Genomic DNA, 19,960 nt, shown 5'->3' on the forward strand with positions numbered 1-19,960 from the left:
AAAGGAGAAATCTTATGGCTAAAGGATTTGGAAAAGGCGTACTTACAGGTGTTGCGGCTACTGTTGCGGCTGTAGCTGGTGCAGTTTATACAGTCAAGAAAAAAGTTATCGAACCTGAAGAACAAAAAGCGGCTTTCATTGAAGAAAACCGTAAAAAAGCAGCTCGCAAACGCGTAGCACACTAAGAGTAACCTTAAAACTCTCTATTTAAAGTAGAGAGTTTTTTACATGATCATAAAAAAGACAAAGAATAATTCTCTTTGTCTTTTTTTATTTAATGGCTACGCTTTTTCTGCTTCAAGACCTTGACCTAGGTCTTGATAAATATCAGATTTCAAATTGCCGATTGTCCAAAGAGCAGCTAGACTGATTAGATACAAAGAGGCAAGAAAAATCATAACTGTTGAAACACCTGAGATATCCAAAATCTTTCCAATAATAACAGATGAAAATCCGCCAATTGCTCGTCCAACATTTAAGATAACATTATTAGCTGTTGATCGAATTTGATGAGGGTATAGACGAGTGATCATGGCACCGTAACCAGCAAACATTCCATTCACAAAGAAACCAACAACTGCTCCACCTATTACCATAGTGGCCATAGAATTTGCAAATTGGAAAAGATAGACACAGATAGATGATGCAAGAAGAAAGCCAGAGTATACGACTCTAGGTCCCCATTTATCCAAAATTTGTCCAAAAGTCAACATTCCTAGGCACATTCCCAAAATGGTTGCCACCATCCAAAGAGAAGAGTCTTTGACAGAAATATTCAAACTAGTTTGAATAATCGTCGGTAACCAGTTCATCATTCCGAAGTAACCAGCGATTTGCACGGTTGTCATAACCATTAGAGCTATGGTTTGTGATGTGAGAGCTGGAGTTTTGAAAAGCTGACTTATTTTAACGGGTTGTGTTGTTTCTTCTTCTACTTTAGCTCCACCGTCGTCACGAATATTCTGATCGTCAATAGCTAAAACCATCCATAGTACTAGGACAATAGGTGCTAGCCCAAAAAGGAATAGCCCACGCCATCCCAAAGCAGGAGCTAGCAAGCCTGCAAGTAAAGCCGATGTAATCGATCCTATTTGACCCGCAATACCGTTTAGGGATGAAATCCGCCCCATCTTTTCTGGTGGAACAATTCCCGCCATTATAGCAATAGCCACGCCATATTCGCCTCCAACACCCATGCCTGCAATAAAGCGCATGATATAAAGGTAATGGACGTCTTTCGTAAAGAAAATCAAACCGGTTGCCAGAGAGAAAATCAGAATGGTCCATTTAAAGACCTTAAATTTGTGATATCGGTCAGCTAAAAGGCCAAAAATCAAGCCACCAACAAGCATGCCCAAATTAGTTATAGTAGCTATCCAACCACCCTGGGTACCACTAATCCCAAGTTCTGAGATAATAGAGGACATTGAAAAGGCCAGAAACATGACATTTAAGTCATCCGTACCAGAAGCGACAATCGCAGCGACTAAAGCCCGTTGATTGTTTTTGTCTAAAGACAATTTTGACATATGATTCTCCTTAATCGCAGCTCACAGACTGCATTTATTAAATTGAATACGCCTTAAAAAGAGGTTGGAAATCATGTTCCCAACCTCTAAAAGTTTACAGAAAATTAGAGCATAGCAATTGCTAGTCTCATTTTAGAACTTTCATGTCTCACGGAACATGTTTAAAGTCATATTTAATTTTTAACAGTATAAAACAAGTTCTACTATTTGTCAAATGAAACTTAAGAATTATTTGCCCTGCATAAACTCTTGGAAACGATGAGTATCAAAGTAAATGTTGGATGCTATTAATTTGTCTGATTCGTCAAATTTCAAAAATTCCGCCACATCCAATTCTAGTTGATTTCCTTGTGGCGACTGCAAGCGATAGCGATTTAAAGCCACTACTTCTCTTCCATCTACCAGCAACTTCTTCACTTCAAGATGCTGACTTAAAGCATAGAACTGACCTGCACCTTGCAGATAAACATCACGACCTCGCCTGATTTCCTGACTGTCACACATACCATAATCAAAGTTTTCAGCTACAAAATCTTCCCAGCCACCTTTATTGACTGCGGTAAAATAGCTTTCTGCTAATGTTCTTGTATCCATTTGGAACCTCCAAAAATAATTTAGGCAGTTTTCAAACTAATGAAAGCTTGAGCCCACTTAAGAGTATACAAAAAGCAATATGACTACAGTCTGTCATATTGCTGAAGATTTTTTTGAAGAGTTTCAATTAATTTATCCTGTAAGATTTTTGGTGATATGACCTTTACTTGCTGAGCAAAACTTAAAATCAATTCGAAAAAGGCCGGTGTCAATGCTCTGAAAGCATGGACCTTTATTCTGGTTTGCTCAACAGTGATTTCTTCTTCTGTGAAATGATCATAAATTTTTGGAAGCGCAGACTCTGTGAAAATCAACTCTACTTCCTCTTTACTGCCCTCAACTTTATCTTTAGATGGATTTAGAAAAAGATCTAGCTTTTCTTGAGATAAAAGTGGGTAGTCACCAACTTCTATCCCCTCATCTACTATCAGCAAATCACGAATTCTGCTAAGCTTGAAAATACGAAAATCTAATTTTTCAAAGCAGTAGCCGATCACATACCAGGCATTTAGTTTAAAAATCAGTCGATAAGGAAGAATTGTTCGCAGGCTTCGTTCTTGTTTTTTAGAAAAATAAGAAAAGGAAACTTTCTTTCCAGTTTGTATAGCCTGCTCAATTTCAAGTAAATAATTTGTATTGAGAGACCATGAAGTAAGATCGAAGTAAAAAGGATTAACATTATCAGTCACTTCTTGAGAAGTAAGCTTATGCTCAATGCTGTCAAAACTTGGACGACCGACAATTTTGCCAACATTTTGGCTCATATTGATGATAAACTGCTTTTCTTCTTCTGTGAAAAAGCTGCTGTCCATCTTGTAGTCATCTGGTATATAAAAGCCTCCCTTATCCCCACGTTCAGAGTAAATAGGGATTCCAGCTAAGCTGAGCGTATCCATATCTCGATATACTGTACGAGTAGATATTTCAAAACGTTCAGCAATTTCTTTAGCCGTTATCTGCTTCTTATTCAAAAGGGCTAATAAAATATAAATTAATCGTTCTAATTTCATAATCTTTATTTTTCTATAAAGTAGAAACCATCAAATAATCATCTTGCAACTCTTTATAATTAGGCCAGATAATCCTTCAACGCTTGAACTTTATCCGTTTTTTCCCAAGGCAGATCAATATCTGTCCTACCCATATGGCCATAAGCAGCTGTCTGACGATAGATTGGACGTTTCAGGTCCAGCATTTTAATGATACCGGCCGGACGCAGATCAAAAATCTGACGAACAGCTTCCTGAAGCTTGCTTTCCGCAACTACTCCAGTGCCAAAAGTATCAATCCGTACAGAAACCGGCTGAGCCACACCAATGGCATAAGCTAGCTGTACCTCTGCTTTCTTGGCTAGTCCAGCAGCCACGATGTTTTTAGCAATATAGCGTGCTGCGTATGAAGCTGAGCGGTCAACCTTGGTTGCATCCTTACCGGAGAAGGCACCGCCGCCGTGACGAGCATAACCGCCGTAAGTATCCACAATAATCTTACGTCCAGTCAAGCCAGAGTCACCTTGCGGGCCGCCAATTACAAAACGTCCGGTTGGATTGATGAAAAATTTTGTCTTATCATCCAGATACTGGGCAGGAATAACAGCTTTAATCACCTTTTCAATCACGTCACGATGAATCTCTTCATTGGTCACTTCTGGGTCATGCTGGGTCGAAATAACCACCGTATCCACGCGTACAGGCTGGCCATTTTCATCATACTCAACAGTCACTTGTGACTTAGCATCTGGACGCAGATAGCCAATCTCTCCTGATTTGCGCAACTCTGCCAATCGACGGACTAGCTTATGACTGAGTGAGATAGGCAATGGCATAAGCTCCGGTGTTTCATCCACTGCGAAGCCAAACATAAGCCCTTGGTCGCCAGCACCGATCAAGTCCAATGGATCTTGATCTGCATTCCCACGAACCTCTAAAGCTTCATTGACACCCTGAGCGATATCTGGCGACTGCTCCACCAAAGATGGATGCACACCGACGGTCTCTGCCGAAAAGCCATACTCTGTATTGGTGTAGCCAATCTCTGCAATGGTATCACGAACCACACGGTTAATATCTACATAAGCTGTAGTCGAAATCTCACCAAAAACATGAACAGAGCCTGTATAAACAGCTGTTTCAGCAGCCACATGGGCATCTGGATCCTGACTCAAGACAGCATCCAAAATAGCATCGGAAATTTGGTCTGCAATCTTATCGGGATGTCCCTCCGATACAGACTCAGACGTGAATAATTTACGTTCTGACATAGAAATGTCCCCCCTTAAAAAATATTGTTATAGAGTTACAAAGTACTGATAGAAAAAACTACCACCTTATCGGGACTATATAACTTTTTCATTATAACATAATTTACGCTAACACTCCTTTGTTTAAAAAAAGAAAAAGGTATAGACATAAACTATACCTTTTTAAAATTATGAATCTGCTGTTTTTAGCAAACCAATCCTGATTAGAGCTACGATTACAATGGGTACAATCAAAAAGAGGCTAAAAGATGAACCAAGTGTCCATACATAAGAAAGTGAGTACAGAACCATTGATAGATAAAGAAAACTCTTTTGATTGCTTAATTTTTGAGAGTGAAAATAGTTGTACTAGAATGGGGATCGCATCCTTTATGGTTTCAAAAATTTCCGTAAAAAGATATGACTTCGCGTCATATTATCTCTTTTCTTCTTTAGCCATTAGCGTTCCAACCAAAACGAGAACTGCGAAAACAAAAGGTGCTATTTGAAAAAGATGCCAATCAGGATCTCCTGCACAAAGAGCTGAAATCAGGTAAATACCTGAACTTGCATATAGTAAACCTTTCCTCCCATTAGTCATCCCAACCCTAGTTAAAATAGTTGCAATAAAAAAACAAATTAAGCTAGGGCCTAGAAAAATCAACAAGACAATTCCCCATGGTAAAGCTATACTAAAAAGTGACACGAAAAGAATCAGATAAATGATCGATGAGAAGAAGGAAAATGAAAGAAGAGCCGATGTATACTTGATCTCTTTTGAATCTTTTACCACTTGTTCTGACTCAATTGCTTCATCAATAGATTGATTTTCTTCAATCTTCTCCTTATTTTTTTCATTATCTATCTCTGGGCTTATCTCATTACGCGTTTGACTTAACTCCTGGTTTATCTCTTTATTTGACATTTGATTGATCCATCCTACTGTTATATTTCTTTAAAAAAAACAAAATACTCTTTCATATTTTTCTATATACATTATACTCTATTCTTTAATTATTTTCAGTATAATAATCAGGTATACCCATCTTCTCTCAAAACAATCCAGCATCTAGACAAACATCTTTGTCTAGATCAGTTACTAAAATACAATCTTTTTGACAGTCCTTATAAATTTTTTCTATCAGACCGATAAAATATACATATTATTCAAACAGTGTAATTGATGGTAAAATGACTCTATTATTATACCTATAAGTTCAGGAAGAAAAATGATTTCCTGACTTAAGGAGGGGAGGAATTCATTTTTGGATTGGTCTATTATCGAACAATATTATCCACTATACCAGCAGGCCTTCTTTTTGACCCTGCATATCGCAGTTTGGGGGATAATTGGTTCATTTCTTTTAGGCTTGGTTGTTAGTATCATCCGACACTACCGTGTTCCCATTTTGAGACAGATAGCTACTGCCTACATTGAGCTATCTCGGAACACGCCACTATTGATTCAGCTCTTCTTTCTTTATTTTGGCCTACCTAGGATTGGTCTTGTATTGTCTTCAGAAGCTTGTGCAACAATCGGTCTCATCTTCCTAGGTGGATCTTACATGGCTGAATCCTTCCGTAGTGGCTTGGAAGCTGTTAGTCAAACCCAGCATGAAATTGGTCTTTCGATTGGATTAACACCCAGACAAGTTTTTCGCTACGTTGTTCTTCCACAAGCGACTGCTGTAGCACTTCCTTCTTTTAGTGCAAATGTCATTTTCTTAATCAAGGAAACCTCAGTTTTTTCTGTAGTGGCTTTGGCGGATCTTATGTATGTGGCCAAGGACTTGATTGGACTTTACTACGAGACAGATATTGCCTTAGCCATGTTAGTCCTTGCCTATCTGCTCATGTTATTACCGATTTCACTTCTCTTTGGTTGGATAGAAAGGAGATTACGCCATGCAGGATTCGGGAATCCAGGTACTCTTTCAGGGAAATAATCTCCTTCGTATTTTACAGGGCTTGGGAGTTACAATTGGTATTTCAGTTATTTCCGTTCTATTATCCATGATCCTTGGTACTTTTTTGGGAATTATCATGACTTCTCGATCTAAAATCGTTCGTCTATTAACTCGATTTTATCTAGAATTCATCCGAATAATGCCCCAGCTCGTCTTACTGTTTATTGTTTACTTCGGGTTAGCACGTAACTTTAATATCAATATCTCAGGCGAGAGTTCAGCCATCATTGTCTTTACTCTTTGGGGAACTGCTGAAATGGGGGACCTAGTTCGAGGAGCTATCACTTCTCTACCCAAGCACCAGTTTGAAAGTGGTCAAGCTCTAGGTTTAACCAAGTTTCAGCTTTACTATTATGTCATCATTCCACAGGTTCTAAGACGTTTACTACCACAAGCCATTAACCTGATTACACGTATGATTAAAACAACTTCGCTAGTCGTTTTGATTGGTGTTGTTGAGGTTACGAAGGTCGGCCAGCAAATTATCGATAGCAACCGATTGACCATTCCTACTGCTTCCTTTTGGATCTATGGAACTATTCTTGTTTTATACTTCCTTGTCTGCTTCCCTATTTCCAAATTAGCAGGTCATTTAGAAAAACACTGGAGGAATTAATATGCCTGAAACGATTTTAAAAATAAGGGACCTTCAAAAATCCTTTGGAGACAATCCTATCCTTCAAGGTCTTTCACTTGAAGTTAAAAAAGGTGAAGTTGTCGTGATTTTGGGTCCTTCTGGATGTGGTAAAAGTACACTTCTTCGTTGTATTAATGGCTTAGAAAATATTCAAGGAGGTGATATCCTCTTAGATGACCAATCCATCACAGGCAATCAAAAGAACTTTCATCTTGTCCGCCAGAAAATTGGAATGGTTTTCCAAAGCTACGAACTCTTTCCACACTTGGATGTTCTGCAAAATCTTATTTTAGGGCCAACAAAAGCTCAGGGTCGTAAGAAAGAGGAAGTCATTCAGGAAGCCGAACAACTACTGAAACGCGTTGGTCTTCTAGAGAAAAAGCATAGCTACGCAAGACAGCTCTCTGGAGGTCAAAAACAACGGGTGGCAATTGTTCGTTCCCTTCTCATGCATCCTGAAATCATCCTTTTCGATGAAGTAACCGCCTCTTTAGATCCTGAGATGGTACGAGAGGTGCTAGAATTAATTAATGATCTTGCCCAAGAAGGACGCACCATGATTTTGGTCACACATGAAATGCAATTTGCTCAAGCTATTGCTGATCGAATCATCTTCTTGGACCAAGGTCAGATCGCTGAAGAAGGAGATGCTCACTCTTTCTTTACCAATCCTAAAACAAAAAGAGCGCAAGAATTTTTAAACGTATTTGACTTTAGCCAATTTGGCTCATATCTATAAAGGAGACGATTATGAAACTAATTAAATCAATTTTAACTGTAATGACACTTGCCCTTGCTCTAGTCTTTATCACAGCTTGTGGTGCTAGCAAAAACTCCAATGCATCAAGTTCTAAGGCTCGGACCATTGATGAAATTAAGAAAAGTGGCGAGCTTCGTATCGCAGTCTTTGGAGACAAAAAACCTTTCGGTTATGTTGATAATGATGGTTCTTACCAAGGATACGATATCGAACTTGGAAATCAACTTGCCAAAGATCTTGGAGTCAAGGTTAAATATGTCTCTGTTGACGCAGCCAACCGTGCAGAGTACTTGATCTCAAACAAGGTTGATATTACACTGGCAAACTTCACTGTAACAGATGAACGTAAAAAACAAGTCGACTTTGCGCTTCCTTATATGAAGGTTTCACTGGGAGTCGTTTCTCCTAAAGATGCCCTTATAAAAGACGTTAAGGAACTTAAGGGAAAAACTTTGATCGTGACCAAAGGTACAACAGCTGAAACATACTTTGAAAAGAATCACCCAGAGGTTAAACTTCAAAAATATGATCAATACAGTGACGCCTACCAAGCTCTGCTTGATGGACGTGGTGATGCCTTCTCAACGGATAACACTGAAGTCCTAGCTTGGGCTCTTGAAAACAAGGGTTACGAAGTTGGTATTACTTCTTTAGGTGACCCTGATACTATTGCTCCAGCCGTTCAAAAAGGAAACAAAGAACTTCTTGACTTTATCAACAAGGATATAGAAAAGCTTGGTAAGGAAAACTTCTTCCATAAGGCTTATGAAAAAACTCTTCATCCTACCTACGGAGATGCAGCTAAGGCCGATGATCTTGTTGTAGAAGGTGGTCAAGTCAAATAATCAGTATGATTGTAAAAAGACTCTATCGTAATGATAGAGCCTTTTTATCTTAAACAATAACTAGGATAGTCACTTTTTAAATAAAATCTGTTTCCGCTATGGCTGACTTCACTTCCTCTAAAGGCAGGTGCACTAATTCCACTTCTTTCTCGCGATACAAGTACTCAGCATACTCGTCAATCCGATACTGATTGATATAGACTACACGCTTACATCCGACCTGGAGCAACTGCTTGGTACAGTTGAGACAGGGAAAATGAGTTACATAGGCAGTAAACCCTTTTGGAACACCTCGTTCAGCGCCTTGTAAAATGGCATTCACTTCAGCGTGTAGGGTTCTTACGCAGTGGCCATCGACTACCAAACATTCGTGATCAATACAATGTTCTGTTCCTGATACGGAGCCATTATATCCCGTAGAAATAACCTTGTTTTCCTTGACCAAAACCGCTCCTACTCTTGCGCGCTTACAAGTCGAGCGATTGGCAATCAAAAGAGCCTGTGCAGCAAAATATTCATCCCAAGCTAATCGTTTTGTTTCCATTTCTTTCTCTTTTCTTTACTAGATATTTTCTTGAACCATTAAAGGCAAACCAAGAGAAGCAATCTTTTCAGCTGGCACTTTCATGCCTTCTTTGATCCATTTTGACAGGACAGAAACCAAAGCTGAGCTCCAGAAAGAATTAACGTAGGACGAAGCATCTTTCTTGGACTCTTGACCTTTCTCTAAAAAGTTAAGAACTGCTTGCGTCAAGTGTTTCTCTAAATTATACTCAACAGCTAAACGAATGAGATACGCTTCCTTCTGTGCCTCTTTAAACAGAGCAAGCCATACTTGGTAAAGCTCCGTCTTAAAATCGAACTGAGCCATTTTTTCCATAATATTATGCACAGTCTGGCCGAAAAGCTCCTCTAGAATCTCTTCTTTTGAGCTGTAGTTTCGGTAAAAAGACGCTCTGGATACGCCAGCACGGTTTACTAACTCAGAAATAGTGATTTTAGCCAATTCTTTTTTTTCTAATAACTGTAATAAGGAAATTTCCAAAGATTCGCGAGTTAAACGATTGGATTCCCGATTGGAAATCGTTAGGTTTTCAAGAGATTTTTTGGATATTTTACGTTCAGGCATAACAGTTTCTTCCTTCTTGTCTCATCGGATATCAATAGCTTTCTGGAAACAGTCTTTCATGATATAATTGTAAAAAAAGACACAATCTTTGTCAATGTATAATTATAGGAACAAGGGGATTAAAAATGACTTGGAAAATCGTTAGTGACTCTGGATGCGATTTTAGAGAATTAAAAGACCTGGCTTTAGACACAAATTTTGAAAATGTCCCATTAACCATTCAGGTAGGCCAGGAAATCTTTATTGACAACGCAGAACTAAATATTGACTTAATGATGGAAAAAATGTATGCCACATCAACTGCTTCTAAATCTGCTTGCCCAAGTCCAGATGACTATCTAAAAGCATTTGCAGGAGCTGATAATATCTTTGTTGTCACTATTACTGGAACCTTATCTGGTAGCCATAACAGCGCTCAGGTTGCTAAAAAGCTTTACCTTGAAGAGCATCCGAATGTCAATATTCATGTGATTGATAGTTTATCGGCTGGAGGTGAAGTTGACTTGCTTGTTCAAAAGCTCAATCAGCTAATTAGTAACGGCCTTTCTTTTGACGAAATCGTGCAAGAAATTACAAACTACCAATCAAAAACCAAATTACTTTTTGTCCTGGCCAAAGTGGATAATCTGGTTAAAAACGGGCGATTAAATAAGCTAATTGGAGCAGTCGTAGGCTTGCTCAATATTCGCATGGTTGGGGAAGCTGGGCCACAAGGAACCTTAGAACTATTGCAGAAGGCTAGAGGTTATAAGAAGTCGTTGTCTGCTGCTTTTGAAGAAATCATCAAGGCGGGTTATGCAGGAGGTGAAATTATTATCTCTCACCGCAATAATGATAAATTCTGTCAGCAATTCTCTGACTTAGTCAAGGAAAAATTTCCTAACGCCCAAATTCAAGCTATCCCGACATCCGGCTTATGTAGTTTCTATGCAGAAGAAGGCGGATTATTAATGGGATATGAAATCGGCTAATAATGAATCAACTTCCTAATATTTAAATCAAAGGAGACCCTAGTCTAAGGGTCTCTTTTTGATCTAAAAAGTTAGGCTGTTTGAATCATATAGAAAATGAGGATTAAAAAGAGAAGAATACTAACAATCAAAAGAATAATTTTTTTAAAAAAATTTGTCTCCCAATAACCTGACTTACCAATTGTTGAACGAGTTTCGCTGAAAAACTGTTGGTTTTCTCTAGGCAAAGAAATAACCAATGTAATTAAAATAAGAGCAAGTAAGATAGTCAGAATAAGTAATAATTTTTGCATTTTATTTCCTCAAGGCTCCAATCAATGTAAAAATCAAGCCAATCAAGATCATCAAGCCCAAGACGATGACAAAGACTTTGTTGAGATTTTCTCCCAGGCTGGCCTTTTCTTTCTTGGGCTTGCCATGCTTTAGCTCATCTAACCGCCCCTCAATATCCTTATGAAATAAATCATTTTTAGCCATGCTGACCTCCTAACAAGCTTTGGAGAGTCTCCTGATAAAGACTAACGGGTACATCATTGGCATGCCGGCCTTGAGCTTGCAAGGCCGACCGCATCTGCTCAACACCAGATAAGGCTTCTTCCAGTGTCGATGCCAGCTGAGCAGGCTGGCTACTGTCGAAAATATGCTGCTGGGCAATGTAGTGTCTGTCATGCAGGGTCTGCTCAAAGCCTAGGATTAAGAGATTATTCTCAAAAGCCTTGCGCACTGCCTGCAGGACCTGACCTCCGTGATTAATATCCAGATAAATGTCCGATTCCAAGTAGAGCTGCTCAATCTGCTTGAGACTGGCATTTTGATAAAGGACAACATTCTTATAGGACAGCATAGACAAGAGCTTAGGCGACATTTCCGTAAGGGCTGCAATACGAAAGACTAGCTGCGGCAAGGACTGAACCAAGGTGTCTAAGCCCTCAATCTGATCCGAATGGGTCAGGATTAAAGCATCTTTTCGTAGGTAGTTGTCCCGCTTGAAGTCATAATGATAGCCCAGATGCAGGAACTTCTGCTGCTGGTCAGCTGCAGCCAGACTCATGGCCTTTTCATAAGTCGCCAAGTCTGGAATGACAATGGTCTGCGTCCGCAGCTGACTATTGTCCAGAATCAGCTGCATATTGCCCGGAAGCTCGTCATACAGAGGTTCCTGCCAAAAGAGAATATCCTGCCCAGCTCGACCTGTCAAGCTGTGGGAAACTAGGAAAGAATAAGCCAGCGAATTAAAGAGAATGTGATCCAAGTCAAAGTCTAGGCGCTCTAAAAAGAAACGGATAAAATCCACTCGGCTTTTAAAAATTCGCAAAGGCTCTTGGTCCAGAGTCAGGATGATGTCACCAGTGACATGATTTTCCACGATACGCTCCTGACCATCAGTGCTGTAATAGGTCGTGTTGAAAGCCTCCTGGCCTGATTTATAGGCTGTTTTGGCAAAGCAACGGCCTTGCTTATTATAGCGCTCACTCAGTCGCAGCTGGCCTTTTTTATCCAGCCAATCCACCTGATTGACCAGCCGGCCCCTGGCCTGACTGGCATAGTGAATCCGTGCTCTTTCTTCTCCCATGTCACTGACACGCGCCGCCTGATGGTCGCCTGTGATTTCCCAGAAAGGGGGCACTGGCACTTGATTGAAAAAGAGCGGATGATCTACTCCCTCTTCATCCCCTAAAAAATAAGTATAGGGGGAGATCATGTCGTCCGGCAGAAAGCCATTGGCCTCAATGACAATGGTCTGACAGGCATAGCCAGCTGCAAGGAGGGAATCATGCAGATCCTGGGTTTCCTGATTGTAATAATCAAAGAGCTGAATCATCTCTAACCTCCTTTAAAAGCTGGGTCCAAGCCGCTTCAACCCGGCTGGTCAAATAATTCTCGGCCACTTGATAAGAGTGTTGGCTCATCTCCTGCTGGCGCCCTTGGCTAAAGAGAGCTATTATTTTCTCCACAAAAGCAGCAATAATCTGGTCCTCGACTTGATTGGAACTGACCGGTAGCAGATAGCCATTTTTACCATCATCGATAAAAGTCTGATTGCCATAGCGGACATCAAAGCCGATGAGGGGCAGACCTGATCCGACCGCTTCCATAAGAGTCAAACCAAAGCCTTCGCTGGTTGAAGCCGTCAGATAAAGCTCATAGCCTGCATAAATCTGGCTCAAATCTGCATGCCCTTTGAGCCGAATGTAGTCCTGAGCTCCTGCTTCCTCAATCCTGCGACGCAGCTTGTCCTCTTCGCTCCCCTTACCGTAAATATCCAGAGTCAGTTCAGGCAGCTGGATATGGGCTTGGACAGTCGCTGCCACTAGCCAATCGATATGCTTTTCCGTAGCAAGACGCGAAGCCGTAATCATGGAGAAAGGCTTGCGAGGCTCTTTGGGATAAGTCAGCTGGTCCAAACTCCCCACCGGTATGGTGACAATCTTGGGCTGCTTGTCCGAGTAATGCTGGAACTGCTGCTCTAGAATCCTTTTCTGAGCCTCTGTTGCCACGATGAAAAAGTCCACCTTGTCTGCATTAGTAAACTGGTAGTCATAGAAATTATTCCAGAGAATGTAGTCGTCGCTGCTGGCATTTTCACTAAAATGCTCCGCATGGACCACTACTCCCAGCTTAGCCTTCTGACTCTCCTCAAAGACAACCTGACCAATCCCTGTCTCCCTATCCAAGATGACCACATCATCAGCCTGTAGCTGCAGACACTGAAGAAAATAACGGACCAGCTCAGCCTTGGAATAGAAAATCCGATCTGGAAAGCGATAGAGCTCTTCCTGACCATCCTCTATCAGCAAGTCATAGGCCACACTGCCGTCTTCATGGTAGAAACGGCGCTGGTAGAGGGTTGCGGCGTCATTGTGGGGTGCGAAGTACTCGCTGGCATAGCGAACATAGGAGAAATAATCCTTGCGAATCAATCTCCCCCGCGAGACATACTCCACATGCTCGACAAAGTCCTGATCTTCCTGCCGCAGATAGCAAGTGATAAACTGGTCATCCTGCGGATAGAAATAGCGGACAATCTTGCCCTCTCTCTCCGAGCGATCCGGCTGACCAGCTACTTGAGCCAGCACCTGATCCAGCGTCACCGTCGTCGGTGCAATCTTGATATCAGTAAAATAGTTATAAAGCCAGATAACTTCCTCATCCAGAAAACCGATATTTTCCGTCAGATGCTGGATATTATCCGCTAAAATCATATCCATAAAGATAAACTTAGCCGGTTGCTGAATCCTGCGCAGAAGTTGGGCCCGATAAGCTTGGGCGTATTCTACACCGCTGCTGGCCCAGCCAATGCCTAAATTGATGTTATATACTGTCATGTTTTCCTCATCCTATGGGAAGTACATTACGACTTCTCCTTTGGGGTTAAGTGCCAATTCACTCATTAAAAGATTCTTAACAATTTGGTGTTTCATACGTTCTTTCATGTATTCAAAACCATCATAAGCCTCTTGGTAATACTCAACTATAGGGTTTTTATTAGAAGTATGAAATCCACTCAAAGCACTTTTTAACTGTTGCAAATAGTCTACTTGTTCAACCCAGTTTTCATCAATCGCCTTAAGAATAGCTAAACTCTGGAATTGACTATAAAGCTTGTCCGACTTAAGATAGCTTTTCTTTGCCAATAATTCCTGCTCAGCAATGGCTTGAAGAAGATGAGAGACTTCTTTTGGTGAGTGAATATCAAACTCCTGGGGAATTCTTTCAGCCCGGTTGCTAAAATGGTGCAAGATAAATCGATAAAAATCTGCCCTATTTTCAAAACTTTGTTCATAGGCAACTTGTTTAATGACATACTCAATAACTCGATTGATTTCCTCTTCCATCTCATTTGTATCCTCAAGTAAGCGATTGCGCTCCGCATAGGTCAGCTCTCGCTGAATCTTCATACTTTGAGCATACTCCAAAGTCAGACGTCGTGATAATTTAGCATTGCCCTCACTAGCTTTTTGTGCTTTAGAGACAAGTTTTTTAAAACGTCTTTGTTTAAGCAAGATAGGGTTGTTCTTAAGATCTTCTGGAGAATAATCTCGATAAAAGTTTTTTATCCAATCTGGTCCCCATTTTTTTAGTAAATCATCTTCTAAAGAGATGAAAAACTTACTGATCCCCGGATCACCTTGCCTGCCTGAACGGCCACGAATTTGTAGGTCAATTCTATGGTTTTCCATTCTTTCAGTTCCAATAACAACCAAGCCACCTAGATCAGCTACTCCTGGACCTAATTTAATATCTGTTCCTCGACCAGCCATAGATGTAGCTACAGTCACCGCTCCAAGCTGACCAGATTCAGCAATCATCTGTGCTTCTCGAGCCGCATTGTTAGCATTTAGCAAGTTGTGGGCAATTCCTTCTCTCAGTAAGAGAGAAGAATAGATTTCAGACATCTCAACAGAACCCGTGAATATCAAAAGAGGATTTCCTTTTGCATGATAATGCTTTACTTCATCCAGTGAAGCAAATACTTTTTCAGGCAAGGTTTGGTAAATCTGATCAGGATAATCTCTTCGAATGACAGGGCAATTTGTTGGAATCTTAACGACAGACATAGAATAAGTTTCTAGGAATTCACTTTCTACAACTTTTCCAGTCCCGGTCATACCCGAGAGTTTTCGAAAGAGTTTAAAAAGATTCTGATAAGTTATGGAGGCCATGGCACGTGTTTCCTGAGTTAGTTTAACATGTTCCTTAGCCTCAATCGCCTGATGCTGGCCTCCTTGAAGACGGGTTAATTCCATAAGGCGACCGGTTGAACGGTCTAAAAGCACTACTTCTGCTTCATTTTCACTTTGTCGTACCACATAGTCTTGATCTTTTTTATAAACCATATGAGCTCTCAAGGCTAGATTGAGATGTCGAACCAATTCCTGATTTTCTTTGGAAAAGAGATGGTTTAATCCTAAGAAAGACTCTGCTGCTCGAATTCCTTTCTGGGTCAGCCAAACTTCATTCTTCTCATCATCATAGCAATAATCCTCATCTTCATAGAGAGTTTGTACTAACGTGTCCATCACGTCATAGAAATTTGACTGGACACGCGGAGCGCCAGATATAATCAAAGGGGTTTGTGCACTGTCCAGAAGAATAGAGTCAATCTCATCTATAATAACATAGTTGAATTCTCTTAGAAATTGATTTTTTTTATTTTCTGCTAAATTTTCGATCAAGTAATCGAATCCTAAAGCACTATTGGTTGTATATAGGATATCTGCCTGGTAGATCCTACGTTTTTCCTTGGTCTCCAAGGGCTTTGTTTCATCCGCCCTCACTGCTGTCTCAATCGTCAGTCCTAAAAAACGGTAGACAGGACCCATTTCTTTCGCATCTCGCAAAGCCAGATAGGAATTAGGAGTGACCAACATCGCTCCTTGACCAGACAAGGCATTTAGATAAAGAGGCATAGTCGCTGTCAAAGTTTTACCTTCACCTGTCGCCATTTCAGCAATATTTCCCTCGTGGAGGACAATTGCTCCCATGACTTGGACATCGTAAGGGAACAATCCTAAAATCCTCTTATCTGCTTCTCGAACAACAGCATAGGCTTCTGGCAAAAGTTGATCCAAATTTTCCCCGTCAGCTAATCTCTTCTTGAATTCGACAGTTTTTTTCTGTAGGTCTAAATCTGACAGACTAGACATCTCTTTTTCAAAACTCTTAATTTTAGCTAAAATTTTCTTTAAGCGCCGAATATGAAAAAAATTTTTAACCATTTGACTCCTCTAAAATTTCTTCAATTCTTAAGCAGTGAAACTCAAAAGACTCAACACCCGCACTAAGAAGCTGTACCTTATAGCTGTAGGCTTCTTCGGGATAAGTAAAAGTCATTTTATCCGAACGCTCAACAATATTGCCGACTTCTTTATTATAACGATCGAAAAAAATAAGTTTTAGAAAAACACTTTCGGAAGGGTAGGAAGTCATATCTCTAGCCAAAGAATAAGATCTTCCCCTTTTTAGCAAAGGAAGGGAAGGAACCTGTCTATCTCCTTGATAGTTCCAACTGGAGGACCATTCATGAATCGTTTGACCAGAAGCCATTAATTTGTTTTCAAAATAGACCTGGTCAGGAGAATGAAATATGATGGTTGAACCATACAAGTAGGTGAAATCTTTTCTAGTTTTTGAGATAGACGCACCTCTCAATTCTCCCCAGTAAATTTCCTTATGTTTTTGAATCTTCATTTCTTTCTTCCAAATTCTTTTTCCAGTATGATGCGATGATAATTCATAAACCAATTGATCACCATAGTAGAATCGTCATTATGTCGCCCTGAAAGCCCGTTGCTCATCAACTGGGTTTCAGTAGGATAGAGATATTGTACTAAATCCTCGTAAGCTGTCGGATCGTAGTCTTCTTCCTTCATGTAAGCCAGACCAAAAATAGTACGTCTGAAATCCGCATTTTTAAATTTTTTCCAATAGCGATTATCTAGCTCTATTACATTTTCTCGACCTTTCCCTCCTGTATGACGATGAAGGATATCAAGAGCCATCGGAAAAACTTCTGGTAGCCGAAGACGGCCACGTTGAGCAATTGTTCCAAGATTAGCAAGTGGCTTACATAATATAATTGCTCTAGGGCTGAAATCTGCCCCGTAATAAGCGGCGCCATAGGTTCCCATGGATATACCGGATAGGATTAATTCTCGTTCAGAAAAACCTAGTAATTCCATATGTTCTTGGATTATGCGTCTAATACCTTCTTCTAATTCATCGCTACCTAGATAAAAGACACCACCGTCTAATCGCTGATCAGAAATCAAAAGAAAAGGGCAACCTAGACCTCTCATCATACCAAATCCTTCGAAGCCTTCTGCTCTACGATAGCCAGAAAAATAAACAACCAAGGGTGGCTTAAAATCTCCAGGATAAAAGAAATAATTGATTTCCTGCCGATGGCTATCCTTTAAAATTTCACCTCCTAAAACAAACTTACCAAATTCATAGCGAGTCAAACGCTGGTGGAAGGCCCCGACTTTTAAAGTACCAAAGCCTCTGGCTTCTAAAGTGATTCCTAAAAAGGAAGTGAAATCATTATCTAAAACAATAGCTTCCTGCATATCAGTTTCTGAAAAAACTGATTCTCTAACAAGATCAGCAGCCGAACCTTCCTGAATATTATAAATTCTTAAGCGAAGTTCGCAACTAAAGTCTTTTTCGTATTCAAGCCAAATTTCTACAGGATTTTTCTTGCTTGCTACAATATTATATTTCCAAGACACAATTGGCCTAAAGTCTGACCCAAAATTCCCTTCCAATTCCAAATGTTCATAGCCATTGTGACAAATCCTGCCCTTAAAACCTGGACTAACGACCATATCAAGAGGTGTCATCTTATCTCCATATTGGCCACGAAAAAGTGCCTTAGAAAGTTTTCTCAGCAAGTCTGGTCTATCACTTAGATCTATCTGTTGAGCGCAGTATCTCTTTAGGAAAAAGTTGATAGACTCTTGACTGGCTTGCTGCTTTTTACTGTAAAAAATAGTATAAGGAATGATTTTTGATTCAATCAAAAATAAATCTGGAATCAAGTCTAAATCGTCTACAATAATGGCGCTGAAATGACTGATTTTCTCCATTTCCATAACTTTTTTGATGGCTAGCTGAGAGTGAGGAAAGAAATAATACCAATCCATATTATCCGGAATCATTACTTCCTTGCTCCAATCAATCGAACCAATCTGTAAGATTTTCAGCTTATTTTGCATCTATAGCCTCCTTGAGCCACTTCTCCCACCGGGCAATCACTTGATGTCCAGTATTCAGTTTGATCTTTTCGATTGAATAAATCAAAGCCTGATTCCAATTTTTCAGCCCCTGTAAATAATAATCTACAGCAACCGCAAGTTGAGAGATAGAATCAAGAATATAACCATTTTGCAAATGGGTCACATAGTCAGAAGCAACCAGATTGATCCTGTGGAATACCAGCTGAGATACCGGCAATTTGTGTATAAAGATTAGGTTGCTGGCTTAAATCAATAATAAGACGAGTATCATCCAACTCTTGAATCAGGCTAAGCTCATCTGTAATGTTCCTAATCCTAAATCGGTATTCCAACTCTTGGTTTTCTGGTAAAGGGTTTTCTGCTTGGTTATTTTTATAAGATTTTTTGATAAAATCTTTTAAATCCAAGTAATCAGAAATAAGTTCCTCTACTTTATTCTCCACCTGTTTAATACCCTCTTGCCATGCATTGTATACACCGATAACCAGTTCCGTGTCTGGATGCTGGGCTACATAAAACAGAACCTTAAAAATAGCATAGTCATTCAAAAGCTCACTAAGATCAATTTGATAAAAAATCTTTGACTCATGACGTTGTTGACTCTTTCCTAGCTGCAAACGTGTATCAAATGGAGACAAGTAATGAATCTTCTCTGCCTGGAGAGGAAAATGATTCTGAAGAGTCTCTTTGAAATCCATTCGATCTGTCAATACCAAGTCCACGTACTCCAAATCAGCTTTAAAATTCTCTATTTTGCTTGCTTGATTACGTTCGTGGAAAAAACTGAGAATACTATGAGAATGTTGAGGTAACAGATCTAGCACCCCTTGATTAGTAAAAGGCTGTGCAGCGACTACAAATCGGCTGTCTTCTTCAACATTATGAGAAATATAATATCCCAACTTCTCAAGAATCAAATCTGGCATGCATTCATACTCCAGCTTATCAAAGTCTCGAGAAAAAACTGGATTGACTACTACATGACTATTTTCAAATTTTAGATATTCTCGTATACGCCAATCTCCATTTGGATTTAAGTAGTCCTGGTATACTTCCTGACCATCTTCATAATAGACGATACTAGAGACAAAGCCTCTATCATCAAAAATATTTAGCTTTTCCAGCTGATCATCCTTGAAAAATTTAATAAAACTGATAAAGCCTTCTACTCCAAACTCGACATGAGCATAAAGCTGTCCTTGCCTGTGTACGATAATCAAAAATGGAGTATAAATAAATTCACAATCATCTTCCCATTCAAGATCTTTGATTTGTAAAACCTGCATATCATTAGATTCTACAGCCTGGATCTCATCAAAAACTGAATAGTATTCCGTCTCAAAGATATCTTGGCGATGTAAAAAATAACGGGCATGTGGCATATAAGCTTGTAAGAGGAGTTTGACTGGCAGATTCTCACTTTGAAAAATCCGAATCTGATGAATAGTGTCATCGAACTCAAGTCTCCGCATAGAGCGGTACCAGGGAATAATATCTCGATGCCAAACCCTCTTTCCACTTCCACTCCATGAAGGAATAAAATAATACAT

At 39.9% G+C, this 19,960-nt stretch carries 20 protein-coding genes and 1 pseudogene; 6 read left to right on the plus strand and 15 right to left on the minus strand.

Annotated elements, in window-relative coordinates; genetic code table 11:
• Positions 1–14: 14 nt before the first annotated feature.
• Positions 15–185, plus strand: coding sequence for a DUF3042 family protein (locus tag HMPREF0847_RS11020; protein WP_008808815.1), 171 nt, complete (start codon positions 15–17; stop codon positions 183–185).
• Between the two features lie 96 nt (positions 186–281).
• On the opposite strand, the gene HMPREF0847_RS03495 is transcribed toward HMPREF0847_RS11020, so the two are convergent.
• From HMPREF0847_RS03495 to HMPREF0847_RS03515, 5 genes are all read right to left on the minus strand, one after another.
• On the minus strand, positions 282–1,529 hold the full coding sequence (locus tag HMPREF0847_RS03495; protein WP_008808816.1) for an MFS transporter: 1,248 nt from the start codon (positions 1,527–1,529) through the stop codon (positions 282–284).
• Between the two features lie 228 nt (positions 1,530–1,757).
• The gene (locus tag HMPREF0847_RS03500) at positions 1,758–2,123 is read right to left on the minus strand and encodes a nuclear transport factor 2 family protein (RefSeq protein ID WP_008808817.1); all 366 of its coding nucleotides are present in this window, start codon (positions 2,121–2,123) and stop codon (positions 1,758–1,760) included.
• Between the two features lie 83 nt (positions 2,124–2,206).
• Entirely contained in the window at positions 2,207–3,133 is a 927-nt protein-coding gene (locus HMPREF0847_RS03505) for a helix-turn-helix transcriptional regulator (RefSeq protein WP_008808818.1), read from the minus strand.
• A 59-nt stretch (positions 3,134–3,192) separates the two neighbouring features.
• Positions 3,193–4,383 (minus strand): methionine adenosyltransferase, encoded by a 1,191-nt coding sequence (metK, locus tag HMPREF0847_RS03510; RefSeq protein ID WP_008808819.1) that lies wholly within the window; start codon positions 4,381–4,383, stop codon positions 3,193–3,195.
• Positions 4,384–4,798: 415 nt separating this feature from the next.
• Positions 4,799–5,287 carry a hypothetical protein gene (locus HMPREF0847_RS03515; protein ID WP_008808820.1) on the minus strand — a complete coding sequence of 163 codons (489 nt, stop codon included), beginning with the start codon at positions 5,285–5,287 and terminating at the stop codon, positions 4,799–4,801.
• A gap of 340 nt (positions 5,288–5,627) precedes the next feature.
• Between HMPREF0847_RS03515 and HMPREF0847_RS03520 the strand changes: the two genes are divergently transcribed.
• Genes HMPREF0847_RS03520 through HMPREF0847_RS03535 form a run of 4 tightly spaced genes read left to right on the plus strand, consistent with a single transcriptional unit; the run spans position 5,628 to position 8,571 of the window.
• Positions 5,628–6,308 (plus strand): amino acid ABC transporter permease, encoded by a 681-nt coding sequence (locus HMPREF0847_RS03520; protein WP_008808821.1) that lies wholly within the window; start codon positions 5,628–5,630, stop codon positions 6,306–6,308.
• Entirely contained in the window at positions 6,268–6,945 is a 678-nt protein-coding gene (locus HMPREF0847_RS03525) for an amino acid ABC transporter permease (RefSeq protein ID WP_008808822.1), read from the plus strand. The genes HMPREF0847_RS03520 and HMPREF0847_RS03525 overlap by 41 nt, the downstream gene beginning before the upstream one ends.
• Before the next feature lies 1 nt (position 6,946).
• Complete coding sequence (locus HMPREF0847_RS03530) at positions 6,947–7,705, plus strand: amino acid ABC transporter ATP-binding protein (RefSeq protein ID WP_008808823.1); 759 nt, start codon at positions 6,947–6,949, stop codon at positions 7,703–7,705.
• An 11-nt stretch (positions 7,706–7,716) separates the two neighbouring features.
• A complete protein-coding gene (locus HMPREF0847_RS03535; RefSeq protein WP_008808824.1) occupies positions 7,717–8,571 on the plus strand; it encodes a cysteine ABC transporter substrate-binding protein in 855 nt (284 codons plus the stop codon).
• A gap of 76 nt (positions 8,572–8,647) precedes the next feature.
• Here the strand turns inward: HMPREF0847_RS03535 and HMPREF0847_RS03540 are convergent, their stop codons facing one another.
• Together HMPREF0847_RS03540 and HMPREF0847_RS03545 are read right to left on the minus strand one after the other, a co-directional pair.
• Positions 8,648–9,115, minus strand: coding sequence for a deoxycytidylate deaminase (locus HMPREF0847_RS03540; protein WP_008808825.1), 468 nt, complete (start codon positions 9,113–9,115; stop codon positions 8,648–8,650).
• A gap of 18 nt (positions 9,116–9,133) precedes the next feature.
• A complete protein-coding gene (locus tag HMPREF0847_RS03545) occupies positions 9,134–9,700 on the minus strand; it encodes a TetR/AcrR family transcriptional regulator (RefSeq protein WP_008808826.1) in 567 nt (188 codons plus the stop codon).
• Between the two features lie 125 nt (positions 9,701–9,825).
• Between HMPREF0847_RS03545 and HMPREF0847_RS03550 the strand changes: the two genes are divergently transcribed.
• Positions 9,826–10,671, plus strand: a complete 846-nt coding sequence (locus tag HMPREF0847_RS03550) for a DegV family protein (protein ID WP_008808827.1) — start codon at positions 9,826–9,828, stop codon at positions 10,669–10,671.
• A gap of 71 nt (positions 10,672–10,742) precedes the next feature.
• On the opposite strand, the gene asp5 is transcribed toward HMPREF0847_RS03550, so the two are convergent.
• From asp5 to asp1, 8 genes and pseudogenes are all read right to left on the minus strand, one after another.
• Entirely contained in the window at positions 10,743–10,964 is a 222-nt protein-coding gene (gene asp5 / locus HMPREF0847_RS03555) for an accessory Sec system protein Asp5 (RefSeq protein WP_008808828.1), read from the minus strand.
• A gap of 1 nt (position 10,965) precedes the next feature.
• Positions 10,966–11,148, minus strand: coding sequence for an accessory Sec system protein Asp4 (gene asp4 / locus HMPREF0847_RS03560; protein ID WP_008808829.1), 183 nt, complete (start codon positions 11,146–11,148; stop codon positions 10,966–10,968).
• Positions 11,141–12,493 carry an accessory Sec system glycosylation chaperone GtfB gene (gene gtfB, locus HMPREF0847_RS03565; RefSeq protein WP_008808830.1) on the minus strand — a complete coding sequence of 451 codons (1,353 nt, stop codon included), beginning with the start codon at positions 12,491–12,493 and terminating at the stop codon, positions 11,141–11,143. Before gtfB ends, asp4 begins: the two co-directional genes overlap by 8 nt.
• A complete protein-coding gene (gtfA, locus tag HMPREF0847_RS03570; RefSeq protein WP_008808831.1) occupies positions 12,477–13,997 on the minus strand; it encodes an accessory Sec system glycosyltransferase GtfA in 1,521 nt (506 codons plus the stop codon). Before gtfA ends, gtfB begins: the two co-directional genes overlap by 17 nt.
• A 12-nt stretch (positions 13,998–14,009) precedes the next feature.
• Positions 14,010–16,391, minus strand: a complete 2,382-nt coding sequence (secA2, locus tag HMPREF0847_RS03575) for an accessory Sec system translocase SecA2 (RefSeq protein WP_008808832.1) — start codon at positions 16,389–16,391, stop codon at positions 14,010–14,012.
• The gene (gene asp3, locus HMPREF0847_RS03580) at positions 16,384–16,863 is read right to left on the minus strand and encodes an accessory Sec system protein Asp3 (protein ID WP_008808833.1); all 480 of its coding nucleotides are present in this window, start codon (positions 16,861–16,863) and stop codon (positions 16,384–16,386) included. Before asp3 ends, secA2 begins: the two co-directional genes overlap by 8 nt.
• Positions 16,860–18,389: an accessory Sec system protein Asp2 gene (asp2, locus tag HMPREF0847_RS03585; protein WP_008808834.1), complete on the minus strand. Its 1,530-nt coding sequence runs from the start codon at positions 18,387–18,389 to the stop codon at positions 16,860–16,862. The genes asp3 and asp2 overlap by 4 nt, the downstream gene beginning before the upstream one ends.
• Positions 18,379–19,960: pseudogene (gene asp1 / locus HMPREF0847_RS03590) on the minus strand (accessory Sec system protein Asp1). The gene asp2 and the pseudogene asp1 overlap by 11 nt, the downstream one beginning before the upstream one ends.

Origin of the sequence: Streptococcus sp. 2_1_36FAA (assembly GCF_000161955.2) — a bacterium.
In the GTDB taxonomy this organism is placed as follows: Bacteria; Bacillota; Bacilli; order Lactobacillales; family Streptococcaceae; genus Streptococcus; species Streptococcus gordonii.